Annotated in this window: 31 protein-coding genes; 12 read left to right on the top strand and 19 right to left on the bottom strand. The window is 57.6% G+C overall.

The features are described from left to right. The first annotated feature begins 44 nt into the window (after nt 1-44). Nucleotides 45-395, top strand: a complete 351-nt coding sequence (locus tag W02_RS13850; protein ID WP_173048683.1) for a PilZ domain-containing protein — start codon at nt 45-47, stop codon at nt 393-395. A 28-nt stretch (nt 396-423) separates the two neighbouring features. On the opposite strand, the gene rsmA is transcribed toward W02_RS13850, so the two are convergent. From rsmA to larC, 5 genes are read right to left on the bottom strand one after another with little or no spacing between them, the layout of a single operon-like run. Further along, on the bottom strand, nt 424-1227 hold the full coding sequence (rsmA, locus tag W02_RS13845) for a 16S rRNA (adenine(1518)-N(6)/adenine(1519)-N(6))-dimethyltransferase RsmA (RefSeq protein WP_173048681.1): 804 nt from the start codon (nt 1225-1227) through the stop codon (nt 424-426). 3 nt (nt 1228-1230) lie between these two features. Continuing rightward, entirely contained in the window at nt 1231-1554 is a 324-nt protein-coding gene (locus tag W02_RS13840; protein WP_173048679.1) for a hypothetical protein, read from the bottom strand. A 15-nt stretch (nt 1555-1569) separates the two neighbouring features. Next, nucleotides 1570-2592 (bottom strand): 4-hydroxythreonine-4-phosphate dehydrogenase PdxA, encoded by a 1023-nt coding sequence (gene pdxA / locus W02_RS13835; RefSeq protein WP_173048678.1) that lies wholly within the window; start codon nt 2590-2592, stop codon nt 1570-1572. A gap of 10 nt (nt 2593-2602) precedes the next feature. Further along, nucleotides 2603-3613, bottom strand: coding sequence for a sodium:calcium antiporter (locus W02_RS13830; RefSeq protein WP_173048676.1), 1011 nt, complete (start codon nt 3611-3613; stop codon nt 2603-2605). Further along, nucleotides 3610-4812, bottom strand: a complete 1203-nt coding sequence (gene larC / locus W02_RS13825) for a nickel pincer cofactor biosynthesis protein LarC (protein ID WP_173048674.1) — start codon at nt 4810-4812, stop codon at nt 3610-3612. Before larC ends, W02_RS13830 begins: the two co-directional genes overlap by 4 nt. A gap of 245 nt (nt 4813-5057) precedes the next feature. Between larC and W02_RS13820 the strand changes: the two genes are divergently transcribed. Beyond that, the gene (locus W02_RS13820) at nt 5058-5534 is read left to right on the top strand and encodes a hypothetical protein (protein WP_173048672.1); all 477 of its coding nucleotides are present in this window, start codon (nt 5058-5060) and stop codon (nt 5532-5534) included. Between the two features lie 48 nt (nt 5535-5582). Here the strand turns inward: W02_RS13820 and larB are convergent, their stop codons facing one another. Both larB and W02_RS13810 read right to left on the bottom strand, forming a co-directional pair. After that, on the bottom strand, nt 5583-6350 hold the full coding sequence (gene larB, locus W02_RS13815) for a nickel pincer cofactor biosynthesis protein LarB (protein ID WP_173048670.1): 768 nt from the start codon (nt 6348-6350) through the stop codon (nt 5583-5585). Next, nucleotides 6347-7366 (bottom strand): NAD(P)H-dependent glycerol-3-phosphate dehydrogenase, encoded by a 1020-nt coding sequence (locus W02_RS13810; RefSeq protein ID WP_173048668.1) that lies wholly within the window; start codon nt 7364-7366, stop codon nt 6347-6349. The genes larB and W02_RS13810 overlap by 4 nt, the downstream gene beginning before the upstream one ends. A gap of 275 nt (nt 7367-7641) precedes the next feature. Here W02_RS13810 and W02_RS13805 point away from each other — a divergent pair, with 275 nt between their 5' ends. Continuing rightward, on the top strand, nt 7642-8331 hold the full coding sequence (locus W02_RS13805) for an outer membrane beta-barrel protein (RefSeq protein ID WP_173048666.1): 690 nt from the start codon (nt 7642-7644) through the stop codon (nt 8329-8331). A 169-nt stretch (nt 8332-8500) separates the two neighbouring features. Next, a complete protein-coding gene (locus W02_RS13800) occupies nt 8501-8875 on the top strand; it encodes a hypothetical protein (RefSeq protein ID WP_173048664.1) in 375 nt (124 codons plus the stop codon). A gap of 106 nt (nt 8876-8981) precedes the next feature. On the opposite strand, the gene W02_RS13795 is transcribed toward W02_RS13800, so the two are convergent. From W02_RS13795 to W02_RS13780, 5 genes are all read right to left on the bottom strand, one after another. After that, nucleotides 8982-9782, bottom strand: coding sequence for a dimethylarginine dimethylaminohydrolase family protein (locus W02_RS13795; protein ID WP_197742017.1), 801 nt, complete (start codon nt 9780-9782; stop codon nt 8982-8984). After that, the gene (locus tag W02_RS13790; RefSeq protein WP_255458511.1) at nt 9779-10909 is read right to left on the bottom strand and encodes a TIGR00300 family protein; all 1131 of its coding nucleotides are present in this window, start codon (nt 10907-10909) and stop codon (nt 9779-9781) included. The genes W02_RS13795 and W02_RS13790 overlap by 4 nt, the downstream gene beginning before the upstream one ends. Continuing rightward, nucleotides 10887-11024 (bottom strand): hypothetical protein, encoded by a 138-nt coding sequence (locus W02_RS22175; RefSeq protein ID WP_370467941.1) that lies wholly within the window; start codon nt 11022-11024, stop codon nt 10887-10889. The genes W02_RS13790 and W02_RS22175 overlap by 23 nt, the downstream gene beginning before the upstream one ends. Nucleotides 11025-11085: 61 nt before the next feature. Then, the gene (truD, locus tag W02_RS13785) at nt 11086-12129 is read right to left on the bottom strand and encodes a tRNA pseudouridine(13) synthase TruD (RefSeq protein ID WP_173048660.1); all 1044 of its coding nucleotides are present in this window, start codon (nt 12127-12129) and stop codon (nt 11086-11088) included. Next, on the bottom strand, nt 12126-12281 hold the full coding sequence (locus tag W02_RS13780; RefSeq protein ID WP_173048657.1) for a hypothetical protein: 156 nt from the start codon (nt 12279-12281) through the stop codon (nt 12126-12128). Before W02_RS13780 ends, truD begins: the two co-directional genes overlap by 4 nt. On the opposite strand from W02_RS13780, the gene W02_RS13775 reads away from it, so the two are divergent. Further along, nucleotides 12280-12843 carry a hypothetical protein gene (locus tag W02_RS13775; RefSeq protein WP_173048655.1) on the top strand — a complete coding sequence of 188 codons (564 nt, stop codon included), beginning with the start codon at nt 12280-12282 and terminating at the stop codon, nt 12841-12843. The genes W02_RS13780 and W02_RS13775 overlap by 2 nt on opposite strands. Next, nucleotides 12840-13697: a metallophosphoesterase gene (locus W02_RS13770; protein ID WP_173048653.1), complete on the top strand. Its 858-nt coding sequence runs from the start codon at nt 12840-12842 to the stop codon at nt 13695-13697. The genes W02_RS13775 and W02_RS13770 overlap by 4 nt, the downstream gene beginning before the upstream one ends. Nucleotides 13698-13700: 3 nt before the next feature. On the opposite strand, the gene W02_RS13765 is transcribed toward W02_RS13770, so the two are convergent. Continuing rightward, nucleotides 13701-14333, bottom strand: coding sequence for a HEAT repeat domain-containing protein (locus tag W02_RS13765; protein ID WP_173048651.1), 633 nt, complete (start codon nt 14331-14333; stop codon nt 13701-13703). A 55-nt stretch (nt 14334-14388) separates the two neighbouring features. Here W02_RS13765 and W02_RS13760 point away from each other — a divergent pair, with 55 nt between their 5' ends. Together W02_RS13760 and W02_RS13755 are read left to right on the top strand one after the other, a co-directional pair. Further along, a complete protein-coding gene (locus W02_RS13760; RefSeq protein ID WP_232068546.1) occupies nt 14389-14883 on the top strand; it encodes a MarR family winged helix-turn-helix transcriptional regulator in 495 nt (164 codons plus the stop codon). Between the two features lie 5 nt (nt 14884-14888). Continuing rightward, entirely contained in the window at nt 14889-15644 is a 756-nt protein-coding gene (locus W02_RS13755; RefSeq protein WP_173048649.1) for an MBL fold metallo-hydrolase, read from the top strand. 130 nt (nt 15645-15774) lie between these two features. On the opposite strand, the gene W02_RS13750 is transcribed toward W02_RS13755, so the two are convergent. From W02_RS13750 to W02_RS13735, 4 genes are read right to left on the bottom strand one after another with little or no spacing between them, the layout of a single operon-like run. Then, nucleotides 15775-16635, bottom strand: a complete 861-nt coding sequence (locus W02_RS13750) for a SirB1 family protein (protein WP_173048647.1) — start codon at nt 16633-16635, stop codon at nt 15775-15777. A 24-nt stretch (nt 16636-16659) separates the two neighbouring features. Continuing rightward, on the bottom strand, nt 16660-17439 hold the full coding sequence (locus tag W02_RS13745) for an ABC transporter permease (RefSeq protein ID WP_173048645.1): 780 nt from the start codon (nt 17437-17439) through the stop codon (nt 16660-16662). 19 nt (nt 17440-17458) lie between these two features. After that, entirely contained in the window at nt 17459-18430 is a 972-nt protein-coding gene (locus W02_RS13740; RefSeq protein WP_173048643.1) for an ATP-binding cassette domain-containing protein, read from the bottom strand. Next, nucleotides 18430-19119, bottom strand: coding sequence for an LON peptidase substrate-binding domain-containing protein (locus tag W02_RS13735; protein WP_173048635.1), 690 nt, complete (start codon nt 19117-19119; stop codon nt 18430-18432). The genes W02_RS13740 and W02_RS13735 overlap by 1 nt, the downstream gene beginning before the upstream one ends. 167 nt (nt 19120-19286) lie before the next feature. Here W02_RS13735 and W02_RS13730 point away from each other — a divergent pair, with 167 nt between their 5' ends. Together W02_RS13730 and W02_RS13725 are read left to right on the top strand one after the other, a co-directional pair. After that, nucleotides 19287-20432 (top strand): lipocalin-like domain-containing protein, encoded by a 1146-nt coding sequence (locus tag W02_RS13730; protein ID WP_173048633.1) that lies wholly within the window; start codon nt 19287-19289, stop codon nt 20430-20432. A 42-nt stretch (nt 20433-20474) separates the two neighbouring features. After that, nucleotides 20475-21506, top strand: coding sequence for an alpha/beta fold hydrolase (locus W02_RS13725; protein ID WP_173048631.1), 1032 nt, complete (start codon nt 20475-20477; stop codon nt 21504-21506). An 18-nt stretch (nt 21507-21524) separates the two neighbouring features. On the opposite strand, the gene W02_RS13720 is transcribed toward W02_RS13725, so the two are convergent. Next, on the bottom strand, nt 21525-22091 hold the full coding sequence (locus tag W02_RS13720) for an ATP-binding protein (protein ID WP_173048629.1): 567 nt from the start codon (nt 22089-22091) through the stop codon (nt 21525-21527). Between the two features lie 16 nt (nt 22092-22107). Then, entirely contained in the window at nt 22108-23169 is a 1062-nt protein-coding gene (locus W02_RS13715; RefSeq protein ID WP_173048627.1) for a serine hydrolase, read from the bottom strand. 188 nt (nt 23170-23357) lie between these two features. Here W02_RS13715 and W02_RS13710 point away from each other — a divergent pair, with 188 nt between their 5' ends. Then, nucleotides 23358-23720, top strand: coding sequence for a YciI family protein (locus W02_RS13710; protein WP_173048625.1), 363 nt, complete (start codon nt 23358-23360; stop codon nt 23718-23720). Nucleotides 23721-24214: 494 nt separating this feature from the next. After that, a complete protein-coding gene (locus tag W02_RS13705) occupies nt 24215-24592 on the top strand; it encodes a YciI family protein (RefSeq protein ID WP_173048623.1) in 378 nt (125 codons plus the stop codon). The last annotated feature ends 17 nt before the right edge of the window (nt 24593-24609 follow it).

Here is a 24609-nt window from a genome sequence, read left to right as displayed (position 1 = left end):
CGTACAGGCACGTGGCGAGTCTCCGTCTCATGAGCGCAGACGATATGAGCGAGCGACGGAAACATTCGAGAAGCGCATTACCGCCCGGTTCGCTCTTGTCCTTTTCGCCCGTGACGATGCCTCAGGGATCGACTCAAAACCTCGAAGGAGAAGGCGTCATCCTCGATCTCTCGCCGGGAGGCTGCCGCGTCAGCAGCGACCAGGCCGTCATGATCGGCCACCCGTACAGTCTGATCATCCAGCTCCCCTATTATCCTGCTCCGGTCCAGGTGGAGTCGGCGATTGCCCGTTGGATCTCCAATCAATCATTCGGCGTGATGTTCATCGCGATGCATCAGGAGCAGGAACGCCACCTCTGTGAATTCCTGGAATACCTCCGCTCGGACGCCGCCTGAACCATCTGTGGCCGCATACCACTCGTCGTCAATTGGTTTCTCGGAACTGCCCCGTCAAAGCTATGAAGTCCGACACAGACAGCGTTTCCGCACGCGCATTGAGCGGAAATCCCAGACGGTTCAATACATCCGTCGCCCTTGAGACGAGGTAGCCTTCATCGCGGAGCGAATTGATCAACGTTTTTCTTCGGTGAGCAAAGGCGGCCTTCACGAGAAGACGAAACTCGCGCTCCGCTTCGGCTGTCAAGCCGCTCCGTTCTCTGACCAGTAATCGGACGACTGCTGAGCCGACTTCCGGTCTCGGCCGAAAACATTGGGCGGATACCCGAAACGATTTATGGATGTCGGCCGCATACTGCGCCATGACCGACAGGACGCCGTACTCAGACCCGCCGGGTTTTGCCACAAGGCGGTCCACGACTTCTTCCTGCAGCATCAGAACAAGTCTCGGGAAGCGCCTGCGGGCGTCAAGCAAGCGAAACAGAAGAGGTGTGGAAACATAATATGGAAGATTCGCGACGACAATCGTACCGACCGGAAGCTGATCCAGCGGGTAGGATAATGCGTCGGCGCAGATGAATTCGACGTTCGGCCATTTCGCCTGTCGATTTTCAAGCATCTGACAGAGCAGCGGATCGATCTCAACGGCCACCACTCGCCCTGCCGCCGCCGACAGAGCCTCTGTCAGAATCCCGCGCCCCGGCCCGACTTCCAATACCGTACTGTCTTGACCGATGTCAGCCGCGGCGACGATCTTTCGAACAATATTGTGGTCGATGAGAAAGTTTTGACCGAGCCGTTTGTTGGCGGGAGGAAAATCCGACGGGAGCACCCATCAGCCTCCGCCTGGCGAGCCGCCGGTCTGGGACAGTGTTTTTGACAACTTCAGGAGCGGGGTGCGAAAGCATTCGACCAGATCCGTAAATTCTTCCACCATGTCGTTGGTAAAGGATGGGCCGGGTTGGATACGCGCGAAGTCCTGCCCTATTTGAGCCCCTGCAGATTGGGTCAGCAAGGCCGCCGTTTTGGTCTTCCACTTTGTGACGCGTTCAGTGCCGGAGACGATATTGAGCGTGCCCATGGTCTCCTCAACGATACCCTCCAATTCCTTGAGTTGTTGTTGAATGACGGTGATTGCCTCGCCAGATTCTTGTGCCATATGCGCGCATCCTTTCTATCCTCTCGTGACGTGTCGGCGTTTTGATGCCAATGCGGCTGCAAGCGTGACCGCCTCGATCAGGCTGCCGGGATCCGCCACGCCTTTTCCCACAATGTCGAAGGCCGTGCCATGATCAACCGACGTGCGAATGATCGGAAGCCCGACGGTGAGGTTGACGCACGAACCGAACGCCACGAGCTTCAGCGGGATCAACCCTTGATCGTGATACAGCGCGACCACCCCGTCGTACTCTCCTCGCGCGGCCTTTCCAAACAGTGTGTCCGCGGGCAACGGATCACTGGCCAGAATCCCCCGACGTTGGGCCGCCTTCGAAGCCGGGAGCACCAGCCGCGACTCCTCGTCGCCAAACAAGCCATGTTCCCCCGCATGGGGATTGAGCGCGGCGACGCCGATGCGTGGTTTCTTGATTCCAAACAACCGCGTCAGCGCAAGGTGAGCGAGCCTGATCGCTTTTCCAATGTTCTCTCTCGTCAGCAACCGGGGAAGGTCTCTGATCGCGACATGCGTCGTGGCGAACATGATTTTTAACGGCCCTCCCAGGATCATCATCCCGGATTCCCGTGCCCGGGTAAGATCGGCCAACAGCTCGGTATGACCAGGGAAATGACAGCCGGCCATGTTGATGGCTTCTTTGTTGATCGGGGCGGTAACCATCCCGTCGATATAACCGGATTGAGCCAAGGTTACCGCCTTCCGGATATAGGCGACGGATGCCGCGCCGGTTTCCGCGGCGGCAGTTCCCGGTTTGAAACGCATCAACGGACGATCCAACGGATCCAGAACCGCGATGACGTCTCGACCTCCTCCGTCTTCTTGGTGATCTTTGACATGGATCACCCGCATCTTTAATTTTAGTTTTTGGACGGTCCGTTGCATCACGGAAGCCGACCCGATAACTAATGGAATGGGAAGGCTCTTGAGCTTGTCCGTCATCAACGCTTTGGCAATGACCTCTGGTCCAATCCCTGCCGGATCCCCCATCGTAATGCCCAGCCGTGGACGTGGACGCCCATGCATGTGCTTTTTTTTAATTGCCATATAAGTACAGCGCGTACCCGATATACAGAATTGCGCCCGTGGTCATTAACCAAGGGGTCCACTTTCCGCCGAGGATCGCCTGGAGGAGAAGACTGCTGGACGCGATGACCGCCAGCACTATGGTGATCAAGGCGGATGGAGCTAATGACCATTCCGTGCCGATCAGGCCGACGGACACGGGGATCGTCCCTTGAAACACCATCGCGCCGGTCACATTTCCGACCGCGAGGCGATCCTTCTTATGATACAGCCAGAGAAAACTATTGGACATCTCGGGCAATTCCGTGGCAAGCGGCGCGATCAGCAACGCGAGGATCAGAGGAGAAATCATGAGAAATGCGGCCATCGATTCGGCGGCATGGACGAACAAATGAGCTCCGACAGCCAGCCCGCCTAACCCCGCCGCAACTTGGAGCGCAATCAGCCCATAAGGTGGGACCGACCACCGGCGCCCGAAAAACAAAGGCCCCAGGTCCGTCGGTTCCCCTCCTTCATCGTCATCCGAACTGGCAAATTTCAATTTCACATAGTACAGATACAGCCCGACCAATCCCACAGCCGCCGCCAGATGCAGCGGTTGTGAGGACAGATATGCGCAGGCGAGTGCGACCAAATACGCGACCGCGAAGATCGAAAGATCGACGGCGACGTCCTTATAGTTCAGACGAAACGAAGCCGTCCGCTTTCCCAACCCGGCATAGATCATGAGAAGAATGGCCAGTATCGGAATGACCAGCGTACTGAGCATGAAGGGCGCCCCGAGAATGGCGCCGAGACCGACTTCCGTCTCCTCACGGCTCCCGCCAATAAAAATGGCGACGATCGGAATCGACGTTTCCGGCAACGTGGTTCCGATTGCGGCAAGTACACTCCCGACGGCCCCATCCGATAACTTGAGTCGTTTGCCCAACCATTCGATGCCGTTGGTAAACAAGGCACAGGCCCCGAGTGTGACGACAACCGAGGCCACGAACATCACCCCATAGAGCAGAAGGGTCACGCGTGAACCTTTCCGCTCCGGCGAAAACTCGCATAGGAAGCCGCCGCTTCTTCCATCACGACTTTCACCGGACGGCCGGTGCGTACGGCGATCCGTTTGCAGTCGGCATATTCGGGCACACCCTTGGCCGTTCCACGATCGACTGTTCCAATCTTGACCCGGACGGTGCCACCGCGAATCGGCACCGATACAAATCGGCGAGGCAGAATCTGTCTGGCGACCGGCTGAACCCGCACTCCCAATGCCGTAGTATCGGAAAAGACAATGTCCAGCATCCGTTCGACATGCTCCTGTCCGGCAAGACAGGTCAACACGATACCCGGTCGCCCGCGCTTCATGATGACGGGTGTGAGCGTGACGTCCAACGCTCCCCGGTCGAACAGCCGTTCGACGATGTGCTCGTAGATTTGCGGATTGAGGTCATCGAGATTCGTCTCGATCGACACGACCATGTCGTGCAGCCGACCTCGTTGGAGCGACTCCCGGGCCAAGAGCACACGCAGCACATTCGGCCATCCCTCGGGCTCCGCATCGCCGGCACCGTATCCCACGGCGGAAGGAATGATGGGCGGCATCGCGCCAAATTCGGTCGTCAGTGTACGCAACAGCGCGATGCCCGTAGGCGTCGCCAGTTCCCTGGCAGGGCCGGCGCTGTAGATCGGGATGCCCCTGGAGAGGTCGGCAACCGCCGGTCCCGGCACCGGCAGGGTACCGTGAGCGGATTGAAGCGTCCCGCTACCTACGTTGACAGCGGAGGACGTCACACGAGTCACATCCAGCGCCTCGCAGCCAATGAGGGCCCCGACAATATCGACGAAGGAGTCCAACACCGACACCTCATGAAAATGCACATGGGCCTTCGGGACACGGTGAGCATGACCTTCGGATTCTGCCAGGCGATCGAATACCACTCGGCTCTGTTGCTTCACGCGTTCGGACAACCGGCTGCGGGAAAGAATTTTGTGGATGCTCCGTAGCGACAGCGGCGACCGCATCGCAGAAGTGATCTGCACATTGACCTTCGTGGCGTGCAGGGCCTCCCGATGCACTCTTCGCTTGGTAAGGCGAAATCCCGACACCCCCAAACGCTTCAAGCCGCCGACCAAGTCGCGAAACGGCATGCCCACGTCAACCAGCGCCCCTAGCGTCATGTCGCCGCTGATGCCGGAAAAGCAGTCGAAATGGAGATGCGTTCCCACCGACACTCCTTCACTCTGTTTGAGATAAACCGCGCCATCTTACAGAAGGTCCGATCTAACGGCAACGAGTGTCCTCTTACGTTGACAGGCATCCAGCGCTGTGCTATCCCCCTATCAACGAGTGACATTGAGCGCGCTGCTTCATCGAACGTTCACATTCACGGCTGCGGATGTTGTTTCCAGGATCGTCGAACTCAAGCCGGTCTCTCGCTCACAGGTTACGCTCTCCACGTATTGCGGCGGTCATGCTGACTCTGCTGGCTCTGGGTGTGGCGCCAGATGAACAGTTGGCAGGGGCCAAGCAACAGAAGGCCCCGCGTCCGGAGCCGGATCTCAAGATCCTGGAACTCAAGGTCACTCCGACGCCGTTTCACGTCTCTCAAGGTCCGTTGGAATTTTCCGCGGTCATCCAACTACCGAAAGACCTGACCGAAGCGACCCTCCTGGAAGTCTCTTCATTTCTGACGTCGCCGTCCCGCACGTCGATCCGTTTCCTCTCAACTCGTCAGCCTGTGCTTGTCGAACCGGCGCCGAACGGAACCCGAGAGCATCCTCATCTTCCTGTCATCCTTTCATGGGACGGCATGGACCACAAGAAAACGCCCGCGGCGCCAGGTTTGTACCAGTATGAATTGAGGGCGAAACTTCTCGCCAACGGCGAGAAGGGCCCGAGGACCTTGATGGTCTCGTGGCCTAAGCGCGGAACGGTGGAGTTGAAGTAGGCTTCATGGGCGCCCGGATCTTTGGAACCCAGTCTTCCGTTGCGGGAGTCATCGTACCGTGCCGCTACCGGCTTTCATCTGATTAATGCGATGGGCCAGGCACCCGCCCCCGAATCCGTTGTCGATGTTCATGACACCGACGCCGGCGGCGCATGAATTCAGCATCGTCAGCAGGGCGGCCAACCCCCCGAAGCTGGCGCCATAGCCTCGGCTGGTCGGTACCGCAATGACCGGACAACTGACCAGCCCTCCCACGACGCTGGGCAGAACTCCGTCCATCCCGGCGACAACGACAATGACGTTCGCGTGAGCCAGACGGTCACGCCGTCCTAAGAGGCGGTGGATGCCGGCGACACCCACATCGTAGAGGTGTTCAACCCGGCTCCCCATGACCTCAGCCGTGACTTTCACCTCTTCCGCTACGGGAATATCCGACGTCCCGGCGGTAATGACCAACACTCGCCCAATCAGCCTCTGGCGGACATCTCTGATCGCCACGATGCGCGCATCCCGGTGGAAGACGGCTCGCCGGTCGAGGCGTTTGATCAATCTGGCAATCTGAGGCGTGGCCCTTGTCGCTAATAGCGGGCGGTGCTGTTTCCGCAGCGCTTTGGCAATCGCATGGATCTGCGTCGGGGTCTTGCCTTCGCAGAAGATGACCTCGGGGAATCCTTGACGGATGGATCGATGATGGTCGAGCGAGGCGAACCCCAAATCTTCATAGGGTAACGATCGAAGTTGGTCCACCGCCTCTGCAACGGTCAGAGCACCAACCCGCACCCGGGACAACAGCCGTTCCAATCTTTCCTGATTCATGGCAGACCCTTCTCAGGCTTGGCGACGCGTTCCATCAAATCACTGACGGCCCGTCGGCAGGACTTGCCTTCAAAGAGTACTGCATTGATCTCTTGAACGATCGGCATCTCGACTCGCGCCCGTCTGGCCATGCCCAAGGCCGCTCTGGCTGTTCGCACGCCTTCGGCCACCGCATGCATGTTACCGAGGATGGTGTCGAGTTTCTCTCCCTTGCCTAACCTCGCGCCGACCGAATGATTGCGGCTTAATGTCCCGGTGCACGTCAGGACGAGGTCGCCGACCCCGGATAGTCCGTAAAACGTTCTGGCATCGGCGCCCATGGCCGTTCCCAGACGAACCATTTCGGCGAGACCTCTCGTAATCAAGGCGGCTCGTGTGTTGAATCCGAGCTCAAGGCCGTCGACAACGCCGGCGGCCAGAGCCATGACATTCTTCAACGCTCCTCCCAGCTGCACACCGATCATGTCGCTGTCGGCATAGACACGCAATGATGATGTCATGAATGCTGCCTGAAACCGGCTGACGAGCTGGGCGTCGCCTCCGGCCAGACAGAGCGCCGTCGGCTGTCCGCGTCCGACTTCCGACGCGAAGCTCGGTCCGGATAACACCATCAACTTCCGATGGGCCGGTACCGGCAGAACGTCCTCCATCACGCGAGACATGAGCAGATACGTATCCTCTTCGACTCCTTTGGTCGCGCTGATGACGGGGATCTCGGCCTCGATGAGCGGCGCCATCCGCTGCAAAACCTGGCGAGCGACATGAGAGGGCACCACAAAGAGAATGCCCTGACAATCTTGGATCGCTTCCCCTAATGAATTCGTGACGGCCAAGGACCTCGGCAACGGAACTGCCGGAAGGTACAACCGGTTCTCACGCGTGGACCTGATGGAGTCAACCACTTCCCGCTCATACGCCCACAAATGGACCAGGAGCCCTTTTTCAGAAAGATGCTTGGCGAGCGCCGTTCCCCACGCCCCGGCTCCGACGATTGCAATGCGATTGATATCAGACATGGTTCGGAGTGATGGTGCGGGACCAGTTTACGGGTGCATCGAAGCACGGCGTGTCATCCGGCGGGCGAATTATAGAAATCCGCTCGCAGACCTGTCAATGAAGCGCCGTCCCGGCCGGGACTCATCCCGCCGAATAGACGCCGCCGCAATAGACACTTCGCCCCTCGTAGAACGGTTTGCGCACGTGACTCACAATTTCGAAATTGTCTTCGTCTCACCAGTGGTTCCCGCTAGGATGACCAGAACGAAAACATTCAGCTTGCGGAGGACCGACAATGCCTCGCCTACGGTTCGGCACATTCATTTTCGGTTTCATGTTGGCGATGGTTCTCCTGAACGATACCGTCGTTCGTGCTGAGACGTACGTCGGAGGACAAGTGGGTACGACCTTCCCGCAACCGCTAAGCGACGGCAATGTGACCCAGCATGGACTGGGCGATTTTACGATCGCCGATCAACCGCTGAAAAACTCCATCATGTTCGGGGCCAAGGTCGGGCACTACTTCTCCAGAGCAAAATGGATCGGGGTCGAATCGGGCTTGTCCTTTGCCAATCCGCACATCAAGGAAGGGGCCGTGACGCTCTCCAATAGTAGGGGATCCGCTACGGGCATCTTCCCCGGCGTACACCAGCGAATGATCATCTGGGATGTCGCGACGCTGATGGTCCGGTATCCGGGCTATCGTTTCCAGCCCTATGCCGGAATCGGTCCTGGCTTATTTTTCGGAAAGTTGAGCGGACCAGAAGCTCCTCCGGGCCAGTCTGCCACGGCGATAGGTTTGAACGTGGAGGGGGGCGCACGCTACTACATAACCCGCCGTTGGGCATTATTCGGAGAAATGCAATATCACCGGGCCAGGATGGCCTATACATCGAACGATGACAACCCCGCGGCAGATCCCTTCGGTTTTAGCGCCACCTATAGCGCGCTGACAGTCAGTTTTGGCCTGAGTTTCCACTTCTGACAGCGCCGTCGTGCGGCTGCCCGGCTGCCAAGTACGGGTCGTCAACAAATTCGTCGTTCCCATCGAGGCCGACGGCCAACGTCTTTCCACACAACCACACTCGGAGCCGTCCTCACGATCGCATCTGGAAAAACGAACGCATTTCCGTGTAGCCTCTGACATAACGCTTATGAAGATCTGTCCATCCTGTCGCGCGGACCTGCCTGAACTCTACCGCTACTGCACCCGATGCGGGCAGAGGCTGGAGTCCTATGTCGACGAACCTTCCGCAACCGTTTCTCCCGTGTCCCCCGAAGCCAAAAAAACACCTGAACCTCTCAATCTTCAGGCTCTGTATCTGATGGTGGCGGCATTGGGGCTTGCCGTGCTGTTTCCGCCATGGGAAGCGCCTTCTTCACAGACGCCGGAATTTCTCGGCCTGAGGTTTATCCTCGATCCTCCGACCCCTGACGCCATCGTCAGTCGGCTCCTGATAACGATTGAGGTCGTCACTATCGCCATCGCCGGGTTGTATGGAGCATTCCTGTTCCGCCGGCCTCCCTGAGAGCACCAGGCAAACGGCATTCATCCGATCGACACCCATTTCGTGAATGATGTAGGACGAAACTCCTGCGGCCTGAAGAATAATCTTCACTCAATGGCAGGAGAAATCAGTTCAGCGCCAGGGTGAGGCACTTGGCCGAGCCTCCGGACTTCATGAATTCGTCCAGAGTCACGGGATGCACATCGTACCCGCATGATTCCAAGCGCTTCATGGTTTCCGGACAACCGGAAGGCAATACGACATGCTTGCCCACACACACGGCGTTGCAGGCAAACTTGAGGGCTTCCGCCTCGGGGACTGCAATACGTTTGTCCAAAGGGACCCGATCGTGGATGGCCGCCTGGCCATAACGGTCGAATGCGGCAGGGTAATACAACACTTCTCCTCCGGTGAGCGGGCAAAAACAGGTATCGAGATGGTAAAACCGGCTGTCCACCAGCTCCAGTGAGATGATCTCGCGGTGAAACCATTCACTCAATACAGGGAACGAACGGATGTCCGTACGTTGCCGATACCCACCAAACCATGAGCCCGCAAGCTCCAATAGATCTCCCGCTCCCTCGAAATAGTGCTCCCGTTCCAACGTCAGGATTCGGTAGCCGTGCAGACGGAACCAGTCCTCGAAATAGGCCTCTTCCTTTTGACGTTCTGCATATCGAAAGTGACTGACGACCGCCGTACGCGCGCAGACGATACCGGCATTGGCGGTAAACACGAGATCCGGCAACCCGGAAACAGGGGTCATTCGTTCGAGCGCGGCTCCTGCCTTGTATTCGAGTACCGTCATCAATTCGTGCCATTGCTCGACAGCCTGGTCCCGATTGACCGTGTTCGACCGGCGCATCCAGGGATTGATCTCGTATTCGATGCCGAAAAAGTCAGGGGGACAAACGAGCAGACGGCTCATGAAGACCATCCCAGTTCGCGGGCAACATCACGCAGAAATGAGGCGGCGTCCATAACGAGGCCGACGGCTTGAAAACTTCCTCGATCAGCCAACTTGGTGGGAACGGCCGGATTCACATCGACGCACACGGTTGGGACCGACGCGGGGAGGAGATTGCCCGTAGCCACGGCGTGCAATGTAGACGCTACGAGCAAGGCCAAGTCGACGCCGGGAATTGCAGCTCTCATGGCAGCCTGGGCCCGGATGGAATCGGTGACCACGCCGGGAAGAGGGCCGTCGTCTCGGATTGTACCGGCCATGACCACCTCGACGCCCTGTTTCACACAGGAAGCCATGATGCCCTGCTTGATGACACCGCGTTCGACCGCCGTCCTGATACTTCCGACTGCGCGGATGCGATTGATGGTGCGCAAATGATGCTCGTGCCCGTGCGGAACGGTGCGTCCGGCGGACAAGCCGTATCCAAGTGATGTTCCATACAGGTCGGCTTCCATATCGTGAGCGGCAAGCGCATTGCCGCAGAACAGCACATGGATGAAGCCTGCGTCGATGAGCCACATGAGCGCCTCTCTACCTCCCGCATGGATGATGGCTGGTCCGCCGGCGAACAACACTTTTCTGTTCTGACCGGACTTCCCGTGCTCATCCTTCAACGACTTCATGCGCCTGGCGACATCGGCGATGATATGACCGTGGGGACGCTCGGCCGAGACCTGCGATTCCATGAAACTGAACGCATCCCGCTCCCGAGGCCGCTGTAAGGGGCTCACCCGTATCCCCGCCCTTCCGGTGACGACCAATTCACCTCGCCGAACTTCTCCCATCGGTACCGTACGAGCACGGCTCAAGTCGGCAGAAACGACGACCCCCAGATCCATTTCCACCGGTTCGACATCAACCCACCCGCCCTGCAACCTGATCTGGGTGGGTAAATGGGTCGTCGCGTAAAACTCCTCGGGAAAGACGCCGTCGGCCGGAGCCTGCTCGCAACGACAGTCACAGTCCCGTTCGATTGCCGCACCGTGCGGCTGAATCGCGCGCAGGATGTCGGCAAGGATCTTCGGCGACGGAGCTTGGATGAGGATTCTGGCGCGCGACGGCTCATCACGTGTTTTCCCAATCGACATGTCTTCGAGGTCGAAGGTCCCCCCCCATGGTGAGGATAATATCCAGTACTTTGGCGAGAATGAGTGAGTCGATGATATGACCGCGGAGAACGACCGCCTCTTGTGTGGAGACCATGACGGACCTCCCGTATTCAGTTTACCATGTGGAATACGGCGGCATGGCCGCGGCCGATACATTAGACCGGTGCAGAGCTTTTCATCAGTTCGCGTAACACGTTGGTGGCATACGCACCGGGAGGCAGGGTAAAGGTCAACGTGAGCTGTGAATCCAGCAAAGTCCAGTCCAGATCGGTCATTGCCACCCTGAGGGCTCGTCGTTCGCCTCGAAGACCGCAGCTTTTGGACGCGGTAATCAGATGCTCCGGCGCCGTACCATTCAATTCAGCGACCGCCGTTTCGCAGTCCCCTGGTTCTCCGGTCGCCCAAGAAACTCGGGAGCCGAACAGGATGCCCGTCGGACTGATCTCGAAGCGGTCCGCTCTCGGTTGTTCCTTGAGAGCATCCTCTACCGGAAAACAGGCTCCATTCTCGTGCTTCATGGCCCAATCGCCTTGAAGAACTTGATCGAGACGGCTGATCCGGCGAGCCAGGATCTGATTGAACAAATGAGATTGAAAAGAGTTCAGATACCAGAGTCTTTTCGCTTTGCTCATACTGTTCCGCCTGACGGGGTCGTTCAACAACGCTGCTCCTAGACGGAAATTGTTTCCCTCTTTCCCTTGGCGTTGGGGGCCGAAATAATTCGGGACCCCTCTGCGAGCCAACTGTTCCAACACGGCCGGAACGGCCTCCGGCGCATGAGCCGCGACATCGCGAAGAACGAGGCGGAATCGATTACCGGCATGATGCCCCGGCCGCAAACGGTTCCGATGCCGTCCCAGGACTTCTACCGAAAGGACCTGCTCATCGAGTTTAAGCCGTGAAAGCCGGTCGGGAGTCGTTCCCTGAAGAGAGACCATCTGGCTTGTCACCGCCCTCGCATCCTTCAGACCCGCCGTGCCGATCGCCTGCACTTTCATGCCGATCGAGGAAGAGATCTTCCGGATCAAGTCGGGGGTCGACAGCAGCCGCTTGGTGATCCTGACATACAGATGCTCGCCCTCTCCGCAGGGGAAATACAACGGCCGCTCGTCAACTCGAAAGTCCTCCGGCAATACCCGCGCGCGCCCGCCGATACCTTCCCATCCATCTGTCAGGTACGGTAGTGGCTCTGGAGTCATCGCTCGACCGCTCCGGATCGGCCGTCTCGTTGCCGCGTCCCATTGTGATCTTTTGGTCCGGTCATCAACCGGGTCATGTTATACTTTCCCATGCACAGGCTCCCCCTTTCAGGTCCGAATGTGGCCGCCCTCTTGCTGATAACCCTGCTCATGTCCGATCCTCGGAGCGTTCAGGCGGCAGACAACGCGGTATTCTCCCAGTTCGCCGCTCACATCATACGTCATGTCAATCGCGACAAAATCGCGTTTACGGAGGCCAGCACCTGTTTGTCCTGGTTCTACCAGGGCTTGAAGAAATCTCCCCCCGCAGTACAGGGGATCGCCTGGACTCCGGCGGCATCTACTGGCGAGCCTGGCACCGATTGCTCACGCCGCTATCCCGGCGGGATGAATGCGGCACGTGATGATTTTTCCAAGACACAGGCCATTCTTTCTGTCAGTCTCACGATCTACGAGTTTGCGCTGGTGGCCGATTCCAACGACGATCGGATCTACAGTCCGGCCGAGTTGATGGATTTGTTCCGCTCGCTCTCGCTGACAGTCGATGAAGAGGCCTCTCCTGGCTCCTCGCTTTCGACGCTGACCGAACGGATGGAACGCTGGCACCGCACACGAAATCTCGAAGAAGTGATGACCGGCATGGGCGCGCTGTATGATCGCGGGTACCGGGTGACCGTGAGCGACCGAGCGGAGTTGGACCGGGTCATGAAATGAGCAGACGCCTCGCGTCGTGGCCCGATCGAGTCCGGGCATTCATCGGTCATTGGCTCAGTGAACCCTTCTACCGGTTCTTCAGCCTCTTTCCCCACTGGGAAGTCGGTCTGTCGGCCTATGAAGTCACGGAGTTGAAACAAACTCACCCCGCATTGGCCGGGCGGCGCGCCATCCATCTGAGCGATCTTCACATCGATCGGTATCAAGCCAGACATAAACGGATCGTGCAAGCGGTGTCCGGCCTCCGCCCGGATTGGATCGTCATTACCGGAGACCTGCTGAATGTACCGGAAGGCCTTCCGCATCTCTTTCGGTTTCTGTCAGGGCTGCGCAAGATCGCGCCCGTCTTCGTGACGCTGGGCAATCATGACCATTACAGTGGGGTCGCGATCGAGACATTCGCCGATTGGGCGAACCGTCGCGACATTACGCTTCTCATCAATCAGACCACCTATGTCGAGACCGGTGCGGGCGAACTCGCGATCGTCGGTGTGGATGACCCCTCCTTGCATCGGGCCGACCTCAGTTGCCTTCCGACAAAGAGCGACCGGCGCTATACGCTCCTGCTGGCCCATGCGCCGAACATCCTGGACCAAATGGACGATAGCCACGCTGCCGATCTGATTTTGTGCGGACATAGTCACGGCGGCCAATGGAGCATTCCCGGCATTCCGACGTTTTGGCTCCCCCCGGGTTGCGGCGGGCGGATTGCGGGTCCACATGAAACATCATTTCATCGCCTGTATGTCAATCGCGGGCTCGGATGGTCGTTCCTCCCGTTTCGATGGAATTGCACGCCTGAAATCGTCGTCATCGACTGGGCATCCGAACAAGTGCAGGCCAAGGCCGCATAGGCATTACGATCCCATCCTGTCCAATGCTTCTTTCGCTCTGCTCCTGACAGTCTGGTCCCAATCATCTTTCATCACCGCCATAAGGCGTTCTCTGGTTTCAAGCGCTCGCAGCCGGCCAAGACCCAGAGCCGCGCAAGACCGGACGTAGGCATGATCGTCCTCAAGAGCCTTCACCAGCAGCGGCACCACACTACGGTCCTGCAAGACGCCCAGATGGCTGGCCGCCATTCCCCTGATGCGATGCTGTTTTTCGCCCAACGCGCGTGTGAGCGTAGTCGTAAAGAGTTCCTTCATGGCGGGAGCCACAGATTCGATGCCTTTCAATGCGTATCGATTGGTCTCGATCAGGAGAAATGCAATTTCCAACTTCTTTTCGCGTGCCTGCTCAGCCTGAAACAGTGCCAAAAGGTCGTTCCGGTTCCGCAACCTGCTTCGAGTCCGGCGAACGGCCCGAATAGAGAGAACCAGAACGGCGACGAGCGCCGCCCCCAATAATGCAATTGGAATCGCCTGATCGATCAGATATTCCTGCGTATCCAGCGACAAGCGTTTCCAGATCCAGACGGACGTAATCACAATCCCGAGCAGCAGGATGATCGCGCTGAAATTCACCTGTCCCGATTGAGACCGACGCATTAGGGTCGCATCATAGGGATGGGTGGTTTGCGTCGTCAACGGACGGCGACGGCACTTGCAAGTTGATTTTCATGCGGATTATTCTCGCGCCATGGAGCTTCCGGATCTGCAAGACGATCCCCATCTGAAGGTGGTTCGCCCATTGGTGGAAGCGTACCTCGCCTTCTGGCGGGCAGACAGCCGGCATATCCGCTCCATGCGGCTGACGCCCTCGCAGTTCGATGTCATTGCCACGCTCGGAGATACCGAAGGGTTGACGTGCTCGGAGCTTTCTCTGCGCACATTGGTCACGAAGGGAACGTTAACCGGCGTACTGGACCGGCTCGTCCGGAAAGGGCTGGTCAGAAGAGAAACCGTCCAAGTCGATCGTCGAAGCATCAAGGTCCGCCTGACCGACAAAGGTGATGCCCTGTTCAGGAAAACCTTTTCCTTACACATCCACTTCTTGCGTCCCTTCTTCGCGCAGGCCCTGACGCCCAAGGAAGCAGACATGGCGCGTGCATTGCTCCTCCGCATACGTGACAGTTTCACGAGCCGCAACGACCATTAGTTCACATGCAATTGACCATTCTAGGATCAGGGACGAATCTTCATCCCACTCGAGCCGCCGCCGGTTATTTCGTCCGAACCGACCACCATCTCTTGCTGGATTTCGGCCCGCGGACGCTGACCAATCTCTTGAAGATGGATATCGACCGCCATCGGATCACCCACATTCTGTTTTCTCATTTTCACGCCGATCATTTTTCCGATTTCATCACATTCTTTTTTGATGCTCTTATTTATACGAAGTACGGGGGGGGAAGCCGGCCCCCACTCACCGTGATCGGCCCCAAAGGCTCAAAACGCATTTTGCAAGGAATCATGAACACGTTTCCCGGTTTTTCACGCGTGCCCTTCGGTGTGACGTTTCAGGAGGTACGCGACGGCAGTTTCATGATCGGGGATACCAAGGTCTCTCCACGGACCATGACACATGTTCCCGATCTTCACTGCGTCGGATACCGGATTGAATTCCGAGGAAAGGCCATCGCCTACTCCGGGGATACGATGTACTGTGACAACCTCGTGCGGCTCTGCCAGAACGTGGATGTCGCCGTGCTGGATTGTTCCTTCCCGGCCAACAAGCCGGGCCAAGCGCATCTGCATGCCGGACAATGCGGCCAGGTGGCCAGACAGGCGGGACCCGGCCGGCTTATTTTGTCACACTTTTATCCGGTCGCGGAGGACTACGACGTGCGTGGACAAGCCGGGGAAGAGTTCGATGGGATGATTACGAAGGCCAGAGACCGCCTGACCATCAAGATATAGACCGGGGGATGTTCACGATCGTCTTACGCGAGGCTGCAGCGAAGGAAACCGCAATGCGTAGGGAGGGTGTGAGACGCATTGCCTTTCAAGCAGAGGAGCAGAGCGCCTAGGGCAATTTTCTCATACCCGGTTAGAGACCGCCTTCCCGGCTGTCACATCCAAGAATCTCGATGAACTTACCCAGGCGGGCTTTCTTCAGTGAATCATCCAGTTTGGAGTAGATGGCCAGAAGATTCTTCGTCATTCGAGAAAGAATGGCGCGGACAGGACTGTGCTGCAGATATTTTTCATCGAAACCATAGCCAGCCTCCGTCAGAAAGCGCTGGCAATTTTTCTCGGTCAGTAATGCCCCGCCGTTAAAGCAATCAACGAAGATCTTGTACCGGTCCGACTCGTACTTCACCAGGAAATGCCCGGGCATACCGATGCCGTGGATGGGAAGGTGCAACCGCCGGCCAATCAGCAAATACACGACTGATAAGCTGATGGGAATACCAGTGCGCCGGTCGATGACACGGTTGAGGTAGCTGTTCTCCACTTCATAGTAGTTCTTGGTGTTCCCCTTGAATCCCTGTTCCGTAAAGAGGTACCGATTGAACGTCTTGACCGTTTCTTCGCCGGAAGCTCGGGGACCGATGCGGTCTCGAATTTCCTGAGCCATTTCATCGAGCTGACGAATATATTGCGGCACGTCGAGCGATGGATAGGCATAGCGGGCGATCAGAAAGGCACCCTTCTCGAGGTCCATGTCCTCGTCCGGAGCCGAGGCAAGATCGACCAATTCCTGTTCGAGTTTCCCTCCTCGAATCTCCTCCAACACGGACGCAATCCGTTCCGCCATTTCCGGCTGTTCGATTTCCGCTTCTTGAAGGAGAGGAACGGCGAGAGGGCCGATGTCGATCAGTTTGTCGCTGATCGTCTGGACGATCCTCCTATCCTCATCGGCGAGGAGTCGGATGAGGGCTCTGATCTGACTTTCTGTGACGACCATGGCGAACTCCCGAAGAACTGGGTCTCACCCCATCGCTCTGCGAAAGGCCTTCGCTCCGCCATAGAGACAGATTGCGTCGAAGATGGCCATGACGACCAGCACCATTCCCACATGAGGCAGAGCCTCGGACCAGTTCGAGAGGATCAGCGGCCTCACGGCATCAATCGCCCAAGTCATGGGATTGAATTGCGCCAGAAACCCCATCCATCCCGGCATCGCCGAGAGCGGAACCAGCGCCGAACTCAAGAATATCATCGGAAGCGACAGAAAGCCGAGCACAGAAAAGAAATCGCCGTGGCTCTTCACGGAAAATGCCATAGCCATCGAAATTGCTGTGAGCCCCACGCCGAATAGCATGCCGATCAAGAGTATCACTGCAATCCCGAGTAAACCAGTAGCTGGATGAACCCCAAATAACGCCGCCACCCCAAGAATGACCAGGACTTGCAGCGAGGTAATGGTCATGACGAAAATGAACCGGCTCAAAATGACCGATGTGCGATGAATCGGGGTGGACATGAGGCGTTCCAAAAATCCGTTTTCTTTATCGAACAACAGATCGACGCCTCCTGCAAGGCCGTTGTTGAGCACCGTCATGACGACCACGCCGGCCGCCAGAAAGCTGATGTAGTTGGGAGCCTGCGTGACTTGAGCATCGGCTGCCCGCTGGAACAGGTTGCCAAAGAAGATCAACCAGAACAGCATGGGCTGGACCAGCGTGAACAGCATACTGAACTTTTCCCGGCTCAGTCGCCGGACCCATCGCATCGTGAGGGCGCTGATCTCCTGCCAATACTGTGACACAGTGACTCCTTATATACCGTTATACCGTCTGGCTCTCGGGAATCGATTCGGTAATGGCGCGGCCCGTATGGGCGATAAAGACATCATCCAGACGCGGGCGGTTGTACTGAATGAATTCGACTGGACAATTGAGTCGATTGGCGGATTCCAGGATGGCGGGCAAAGCCTTTTCCGGGGATTCGACCCGGATATCCAGCCCCTTCGGTGTCGCTCTCACAGATTTGATGGCAGGCTGGCCTCGCAACGCCGATTCCAGCGAACCCATTTGACCTGAGTCTTTCAGCGTCAGTGAGACAATATCCCCGCCTAAACCCACTTTAAGTTCAGCCGGCGATCCCATCGTCTTAATCGTTCCGCCGTCGATGATCGCGAGACGGTCACACAGCTGGTCGGCCTCGTCGAGATAGTTGGTCGTCATGACGACGGTCATGCCTCGGGCCTTCAGCATGCGCACGTAGTCCCAAATTCTCAACCGGCTCTGGACGTCCAAACCCAGGGTCGGTTCGTCGAGAAACAGGATTTTGGGATCAGGCAACAAACCGCAGGCAATATCCAGTTTTCGTTTCATCCCTCCTGAATAGGTCTTGGCCGGACGATCGGCATGAGCCTCGAGCTCCACCAGCTTGAGCAATTCGCCGATGCGCGTGGTTCCAACGTTCTTGGGAAGGTGATACAGGGCCGCCAGCAATTCCAAATGCTCGCGGCCGGTCAAAAAGCGGTCGATGGCACGCTCCTGCGGAACGTACCCGATGAGCTGCCTGACCCGGTCGGCATCCTTCACCGTATCATGCCCCAATACGGTGGCCGAGCCGGACGTCGGTATCAGAAGGGTGATCAGAGTCCGGAGCGTCGTGCTCTTTCCCGCGCCGTTCGGGCCCAGGAGTCCGAAGATCTCTCCCGCAAAGACCTGAAACGAAATGTCTGATACGGCGACGTGCTTGTCGTACGATTTTGAGAAGTGTGAAACGTCGATCGCGATCGCCCGGTCCATTATCCCCAGCCCTTCGTGCCATGATGATCGTGCATGAGGAACTGGATGAGATCGCTGAGGCGGCAAGCCTGCTGATGAAGACTGTCGGCTTCGAGCAGAAATTGTTTTTCAAGCGGCGTGCATTCGAGATAACTCGAAAGGGTATTCACCAGGACCTCGTCGGTCACGTCTTCGCGGAACCAGCTCTGCCAGCTCCGCGCTTCGTCCCGAGACCTGAGACACCGCTCCAGAAATCCGATGAGCTGCCGGCGGACGGAGCCATCCAATGTCGTATCCACCATGCGCGCTTTGATGGTGATCGTCGCCTGCCGATACGCTTTGTCGTACGACTCCTCGGCGACCTCAAACCGCTGCAACCCTTGAAGGAGAATATTCGAACGCCCGTCCGCCAGTGGCTGTACGCTGACGAGGCGCCCCACACACCCCATTCCATAAATAGGCGGGTTCCCGTAGTATCCCGGTTCCCATCCCTCTTTGAGCAGCGCCATGCCGATGCATTGTCCGGTCCTCGCAGCGTCATCGACCATTTGACGATATCGCGGCTCGAAAATATGGAGGGGAAGGTAGGTCTTCGGAAACAACACGACGTTGGGAAGAGCAAAGATCGGAATGCGCGAAGGAATGGGAAACGGGGCGCTTTTGTCGTGATCTTCAGGCCCCTGATGTTCACGTTCACGATCGACTTGCATGGCTCACGATAGCCGATGGTCGCCAAAATTGTCAACGGCGCGCTGCGTGCATGCAGCCTCGTGCAAAGCAAAGAATCACTCGATGAATACAGGCGATTTTTGACCAGCATGTGTTCTCGCGCTCCACGTAACCGCGCAGCCCGTTCGACCCTGATACAATGAAATTCGTGAGCACGCGATTCTTCCGCCCGCACAGCATCTTATGGATAATGGCGTTGCCGGTTCTCCTTGCCGCTCTCGCGGGGTCCGTTCGGGCGGCAGATCCCGCCCAGGATTTCCAGAAGGCCGAACCGGGGTATCGTTACGATTTTCCCCGTGACCACGGATCGCATGATCGCTTTCGTACCGAGTGGTGGTATTACACGGGAAATCTCGTGACGGAGGACGGCCGGGCATTTGGGTTTCAGCTCACATTTTTCCGTCGGGCTCTTCCCCCCGGTCAGATCAGGACCTTGCCTTCGCGCTGGACCGTGTCGCAGCTGTACCTGGCGCACTTCGCCGTGAGCGATTTGAAGACTGGCCAATTTTATTATGCCGAAAAAGTCAGCCGGGAGGGGTTGGGCAAGGCGGGGGCCGCCTCCGACCGTCTTCACGTCTGGATCGACCGATGGAGCGTGGACGCATCAGAGCCGCAGTCCGACCATCACCGGCTCTCCGCTTCCGATCATCGCGTTGCGATCGACCTTGACCTGCAGTCTCAAAAAGCGCCTGTCGTCCACGGGACGGGTGGCATGAGCCGAAAAGGCACGGAATCCGGGCAGTCGTCCCATTACTATTCGTTGACCAGACTCACCACGTCCGGCAGGGTGACGATTGGTCATGACACATTCCACGTAACCGGCGAGAGTTGGATGGATCATGAATTCGGCTCAGCCGACTTGGGAAACAAGCTGGTCGGGTGGGACTGGTTCAGCGTGCAATTGGCCGACCGGACCGAATTGATGCTCTATCGGTTGAGGCGGACCGACGGCTCGGCCGATCCTGTCTCCAGCGGCACCTTCATCGACCGCAATGGTCAGACCCGCCACTTGTCAATTCAGGATTTTTCTCTGGAGTCTTCCCGGCTCTGGACGAGTCCGATCAGCCAAGCGCGGTACCCGCTCACATGGAAACTCACGGTGCCCTCCCTCGACCTCTCGTTGGTGATCACTCCGAGGTCGGACCAGCAGGAGTTGAAGACCGAGCGCAGCACCCAGGTGACGTACTGGGAAGGAGCCATTACCGTTGAAGGCAGCGCAGGACGGGCGCATGCTCAGGGGCACGGCTATATGGAACTGACAGGCTATGCCGAACGCATACAGCGAAAGTTGTAAGGGATGATGGGCCGGCTCTGCTTGCCCGGACGCGCTCCGACGATGAATGCGATGCTTCACGGCCTATGCTGGTGTGCCGTACTGATCTCCTCCACCGCTTGCGTGCGGACGGAGCCGTTCAGGGATACCGACGGAGTTGTCATTCCAAACAGTATTGCGACGATGGAAATGATCTCCATCGGCGGGGTACCGCAAAGCCTATGGTTTCGCGGGGTGGATGTTGGCAACCCGGCCTTGATTCTCCTGCATGGCGGTCCGGGCACGAGCGAATCGGCGCTCTTCCGCTCATACGATAGCGCGCTTGAACATCATTTCTTGGTCGTCTATTGGGAACAGCGAGGAACGGGTCGGTCCTACCATGGCGATCTCGCTGCCGACACGATGACGATCGACCGGATCGTGAAGGATCTGGACGAAGTCGTCGAGCTGGTGCGCTCACGATTTCACGCGAGACGAGTGATTCTTCTCGGACACTCCTGGGGAACCGTACCCGGCACCATTTACGCCGCTACGCATCCGGAAAAGGTGGCTGCCTATGTGGGAGTCGGGCAGATCGCCGACATGCCTGCGGGAGAACGGCTATCCTACGAGTTTGCGCAATCGCAGGCCCGGCAGCGAAAGGACCAGAAGGCGATTCGCGAACTTGAGGAGATCGGGGCGCCGCCCCATAGCGTAAACGCTATGCTTGTCTCTCGAAAGTGGGTCGAACGTTTGGGCGGAACATTTCACGGCAATCTTTCCACAGGTGCCCTGATCTGGTCGGCCTTGATGACCGACGAAGCCAATCTGATCGACCTCGTCGATTTCGGACGAGGCAATCGATTTTCTCTCGAACATCTATGGCAGGAGTTGGCCGCGCTTCGGCTGAGCGAACGGTACGAATCATTTTCCGTCCCCATCGTTTTCATATTGGGCCGCTACGACCATGTGGTGCCGTCGGTACTGGCCGAGCGGTATTTTCATCAGTTGCGGTCACCGCGTAAGCATCTCGTGTGGTTCGAGCAATCTGCTCACAATCCGCCTTTTGAAGAGCCGGACCTCTTCGTCCAGACGCTGGTGGATCTCCTTCGGTAACTCCCTGAACGGCCGGTCTCATGAGACCGAGTTCCTTGGACTCCTGCGCGGCCGCCTCACCATCGCGCCCGGCGATGTCCCAAGGATCAATTTCCCCGCGGCATACTCCCGCATGTCGAATCCTTCCGACCGGCTTGGCGGGACAAAGAATCTTGTGATCGAATCAAATTCCTTCATCGTCGTCGGTTTCGATCCCATCGGTTTTTTGCGATTACGTCGGCGCAACCGGCTCTTGCACGTTTCATTCGACGCGCGCAAATAGTGCACCATGAAACCGGCCTTTTCCGCCCTGGCAATCGCCTTGACCCATGCTCGCTCCTTCGGTGCGTTGCCGCCGAAATCAAAGACGACGGATAGGCCTTTTCTTAGAAGGCTCCGGATATGTATTTCGATCGTTCGCCTGAACCGACCGGAAAGGACGAGATAATCTTGAAAGCTGCCGATCTGCCCTGGAAACAGTACCGAGAGCCAGACATCTTCGCTGATAAAGACCGCCTCAAGTGTTTCTGCGAGACGCTCTGCAAACGTCGTCTTACCGGACGCAAGCTTGCCGGACATCACATGTAAAACGGCTCTATGTGCCATAAGGTCCGCGTTGTTCTTAGAGTGACCCACGTCCCGTTTCGCCGGCGAGCACCGTTCGGATCAACGCGTGTTCGGCCCACTTCATATTTGCGCCACCGCTGCTATTGCCGAACGCAGCCACGCTCAGCCGGCCGACGGCTGTGTGAGGCACGATGGATGCGCAGAGACGATACCCGGGTCCTTCACCACCATAGCCATAAGCTGCCCCGTATACGCCGTCCGGATCGGCGAGGATACCCAGACCGCAGCTGGGTGTCACGACAGGGGGAACGGTGCGCGGAACGTGCACGAGGTGCAGCATCCGGTGCAGCGATCGGGAATCCATCAGGTCTCCCGCAAATAAGCTGTCCAACACCCTCGTCACATCTTCAGGGGTCGAGACCGCCACGCCCGGGGCGCACCAGCCCGGATGGTACGACGAACGAACATCCGTCTCTTCGTTGTTGATTGTCAGTTCTCGCCCATAACCTGGCATACAAGAGTGCCAGTCGTCGATCGTTTCAGCAACGAATGTATTGACGAGGCCGAGCGTCGAGACGATATGTTTGTCGACCACGCGGCGAAAACTGCTGCCGGTGGCCTTCTCGAGGATCAGCCGCAAAAGAAGATATCCGATATTGGAATAAGACCAGCCTGTGCCGGGTTCAAACAGCGGTTTCTCGCTTAGTGTGACTGTCAGGAATTGGTGATCCGACCAGGGGCTCGAGGGAGCGGATGTGACCGCCTCGTGATAGGCTCGCATGCATCCGTAGTCCCGCAATCCGCTCGTGTGTTGCAGAAGATGCGACAGTCGTATCTTACGAGAGACGGGAAGCTCAGGAAACCACGAGTACAGGGGATCGTCGACATGCAGGAGCCCGGCCGCTTCTGCGCGAAAGACGCAGATGCCGGTGAAGATCTTCGTAATGCTGTAGATTGGAAATCGGATCGGGCACGACAACCCCATGGCCGCTTTTTGGCGAGCTGCCACAGAGACCCCGCTCCACAGCAACCGCCCGTCCAAACGGATGCAAGCGGCGACGAGCGGGATATCGTATTGCAACCGCCACTCGTCCAGGGTCTGCTGAATGTGCCGCATTCTATCCCAATCGTCCGGTCATTCAGGGCTTTTCATGGCAGGCCAGACGAGAACAGCGAATGGCAAGGTATATCGCATACAGTCCATCGTATAGTTGAATATCAAATCTCAATTGCCTGTCGATTTATGCATGTCGGGACGACTATCTTATAGCAGTCTTCATCCGCACGCTTGAAGGAGATCTGCGCATGCAATTCATGCTGCTCGTCCACCATAATGAAGCGCTGTTTGACGGACTCACGGCCGACACGAAACGGGATTTGCTCGACCAGTCCATCGCGCTGACGCATCAGCTTCACGCCGCAGGGCAATACATCAGTGCCTCTCCCCTGCATCCGTCATCCTCCGCCGCCATCGTCCAGGTGCGGGACGGACAACGTATTATGACAGATGGTCCCTTCACGGAAACGCGCGAACAGCTGGCCGGATATTTTTTGATCAATGCGGCCGATATGGAGGAAGCACTTCTCATCGCGGAACGCGTCCCAGGCGCTCGTATCGGCAGCGTCGAGATCCGCCCGGTCAGGCAGGTGACAGGACTCCCGTTGTAGACGGAGCATGCCGACACCGGCCCGTGCGATAGCTCATCGATCAAAGGAGGATATGATGAGCACCCGATCCAAGAGGCAATTGAAATCTCCCGTGCGGGAAAAACGGGACCTCGGATCGTCTGGTTTGAGATTTCTGCCGACGATCCGGATCGGCCAAGAAGTTCTACGGCAAGCTGTTCGGCTGGACGATCCAGCCCTTTCCCGGCGCATCCGATTACTGGGGCATCACATCCCACCATGGCGTGGGGAATGTGGACGGTGGCATGATCGTACGCAAACATCCTGACCACCGATTACAAACTATCTCGCAGTTCTCTCCGTCGATCGCGACACGACAACAATCCGCAGCCTCGGAGGCACGATCTGCAAAAGCAAGACAGCCACTTCCCACGTAAGGTATTTCACCATTTGTCGCGAAACCGAGGGCAACGAATTCGCAATACGGAAATGAACGGGCGCGCCAGATAACCGCTCCCCGGATACAGGAGATAAGCATGAAATATATGCTGCTAATTTATGGTGACGAGCAGGCCCTTACCGAAACCGAGAGACGAGATTGCTATGCCGAATCGACACAGTTGGCCCGGCAGCTCGAGGAAGCCGGAAAATACATTTCCGCCAATCCGCTGATGCCGACTTCTATGGCAACCAGCGTCAGAGTGCGCCAAGGCAGGCAATTGGTCACCGATGGGCCCTTTGCAGAAACGCGCGAACAGCTGGGCGGGTATTTTCTCATCGAGGCCGCCGACCTTGATGAAGCCATCCATGTTGCCGCCCGCATTCCCATGGCCAAGAAAGGCACCGTTGAATTGCGACCCGTGATCGAGCTTCCCGGTCTGCCAAAAACCGGGATGTGCCAAGAGCCCGGTTGAAATCCCGTTCCCTTGAT

This window comes from Nitrospira sp. KM1, from assembly GCF_011405515.1.
Lineage (GTDB): Bacteria > Nitrospirota > Nitrospiria > Nitrospirales > Nitrospiraceae > Nitrospira_C.
This window is presented reverse-complemented; position numbering and strand designations above follow the sequence as displayed.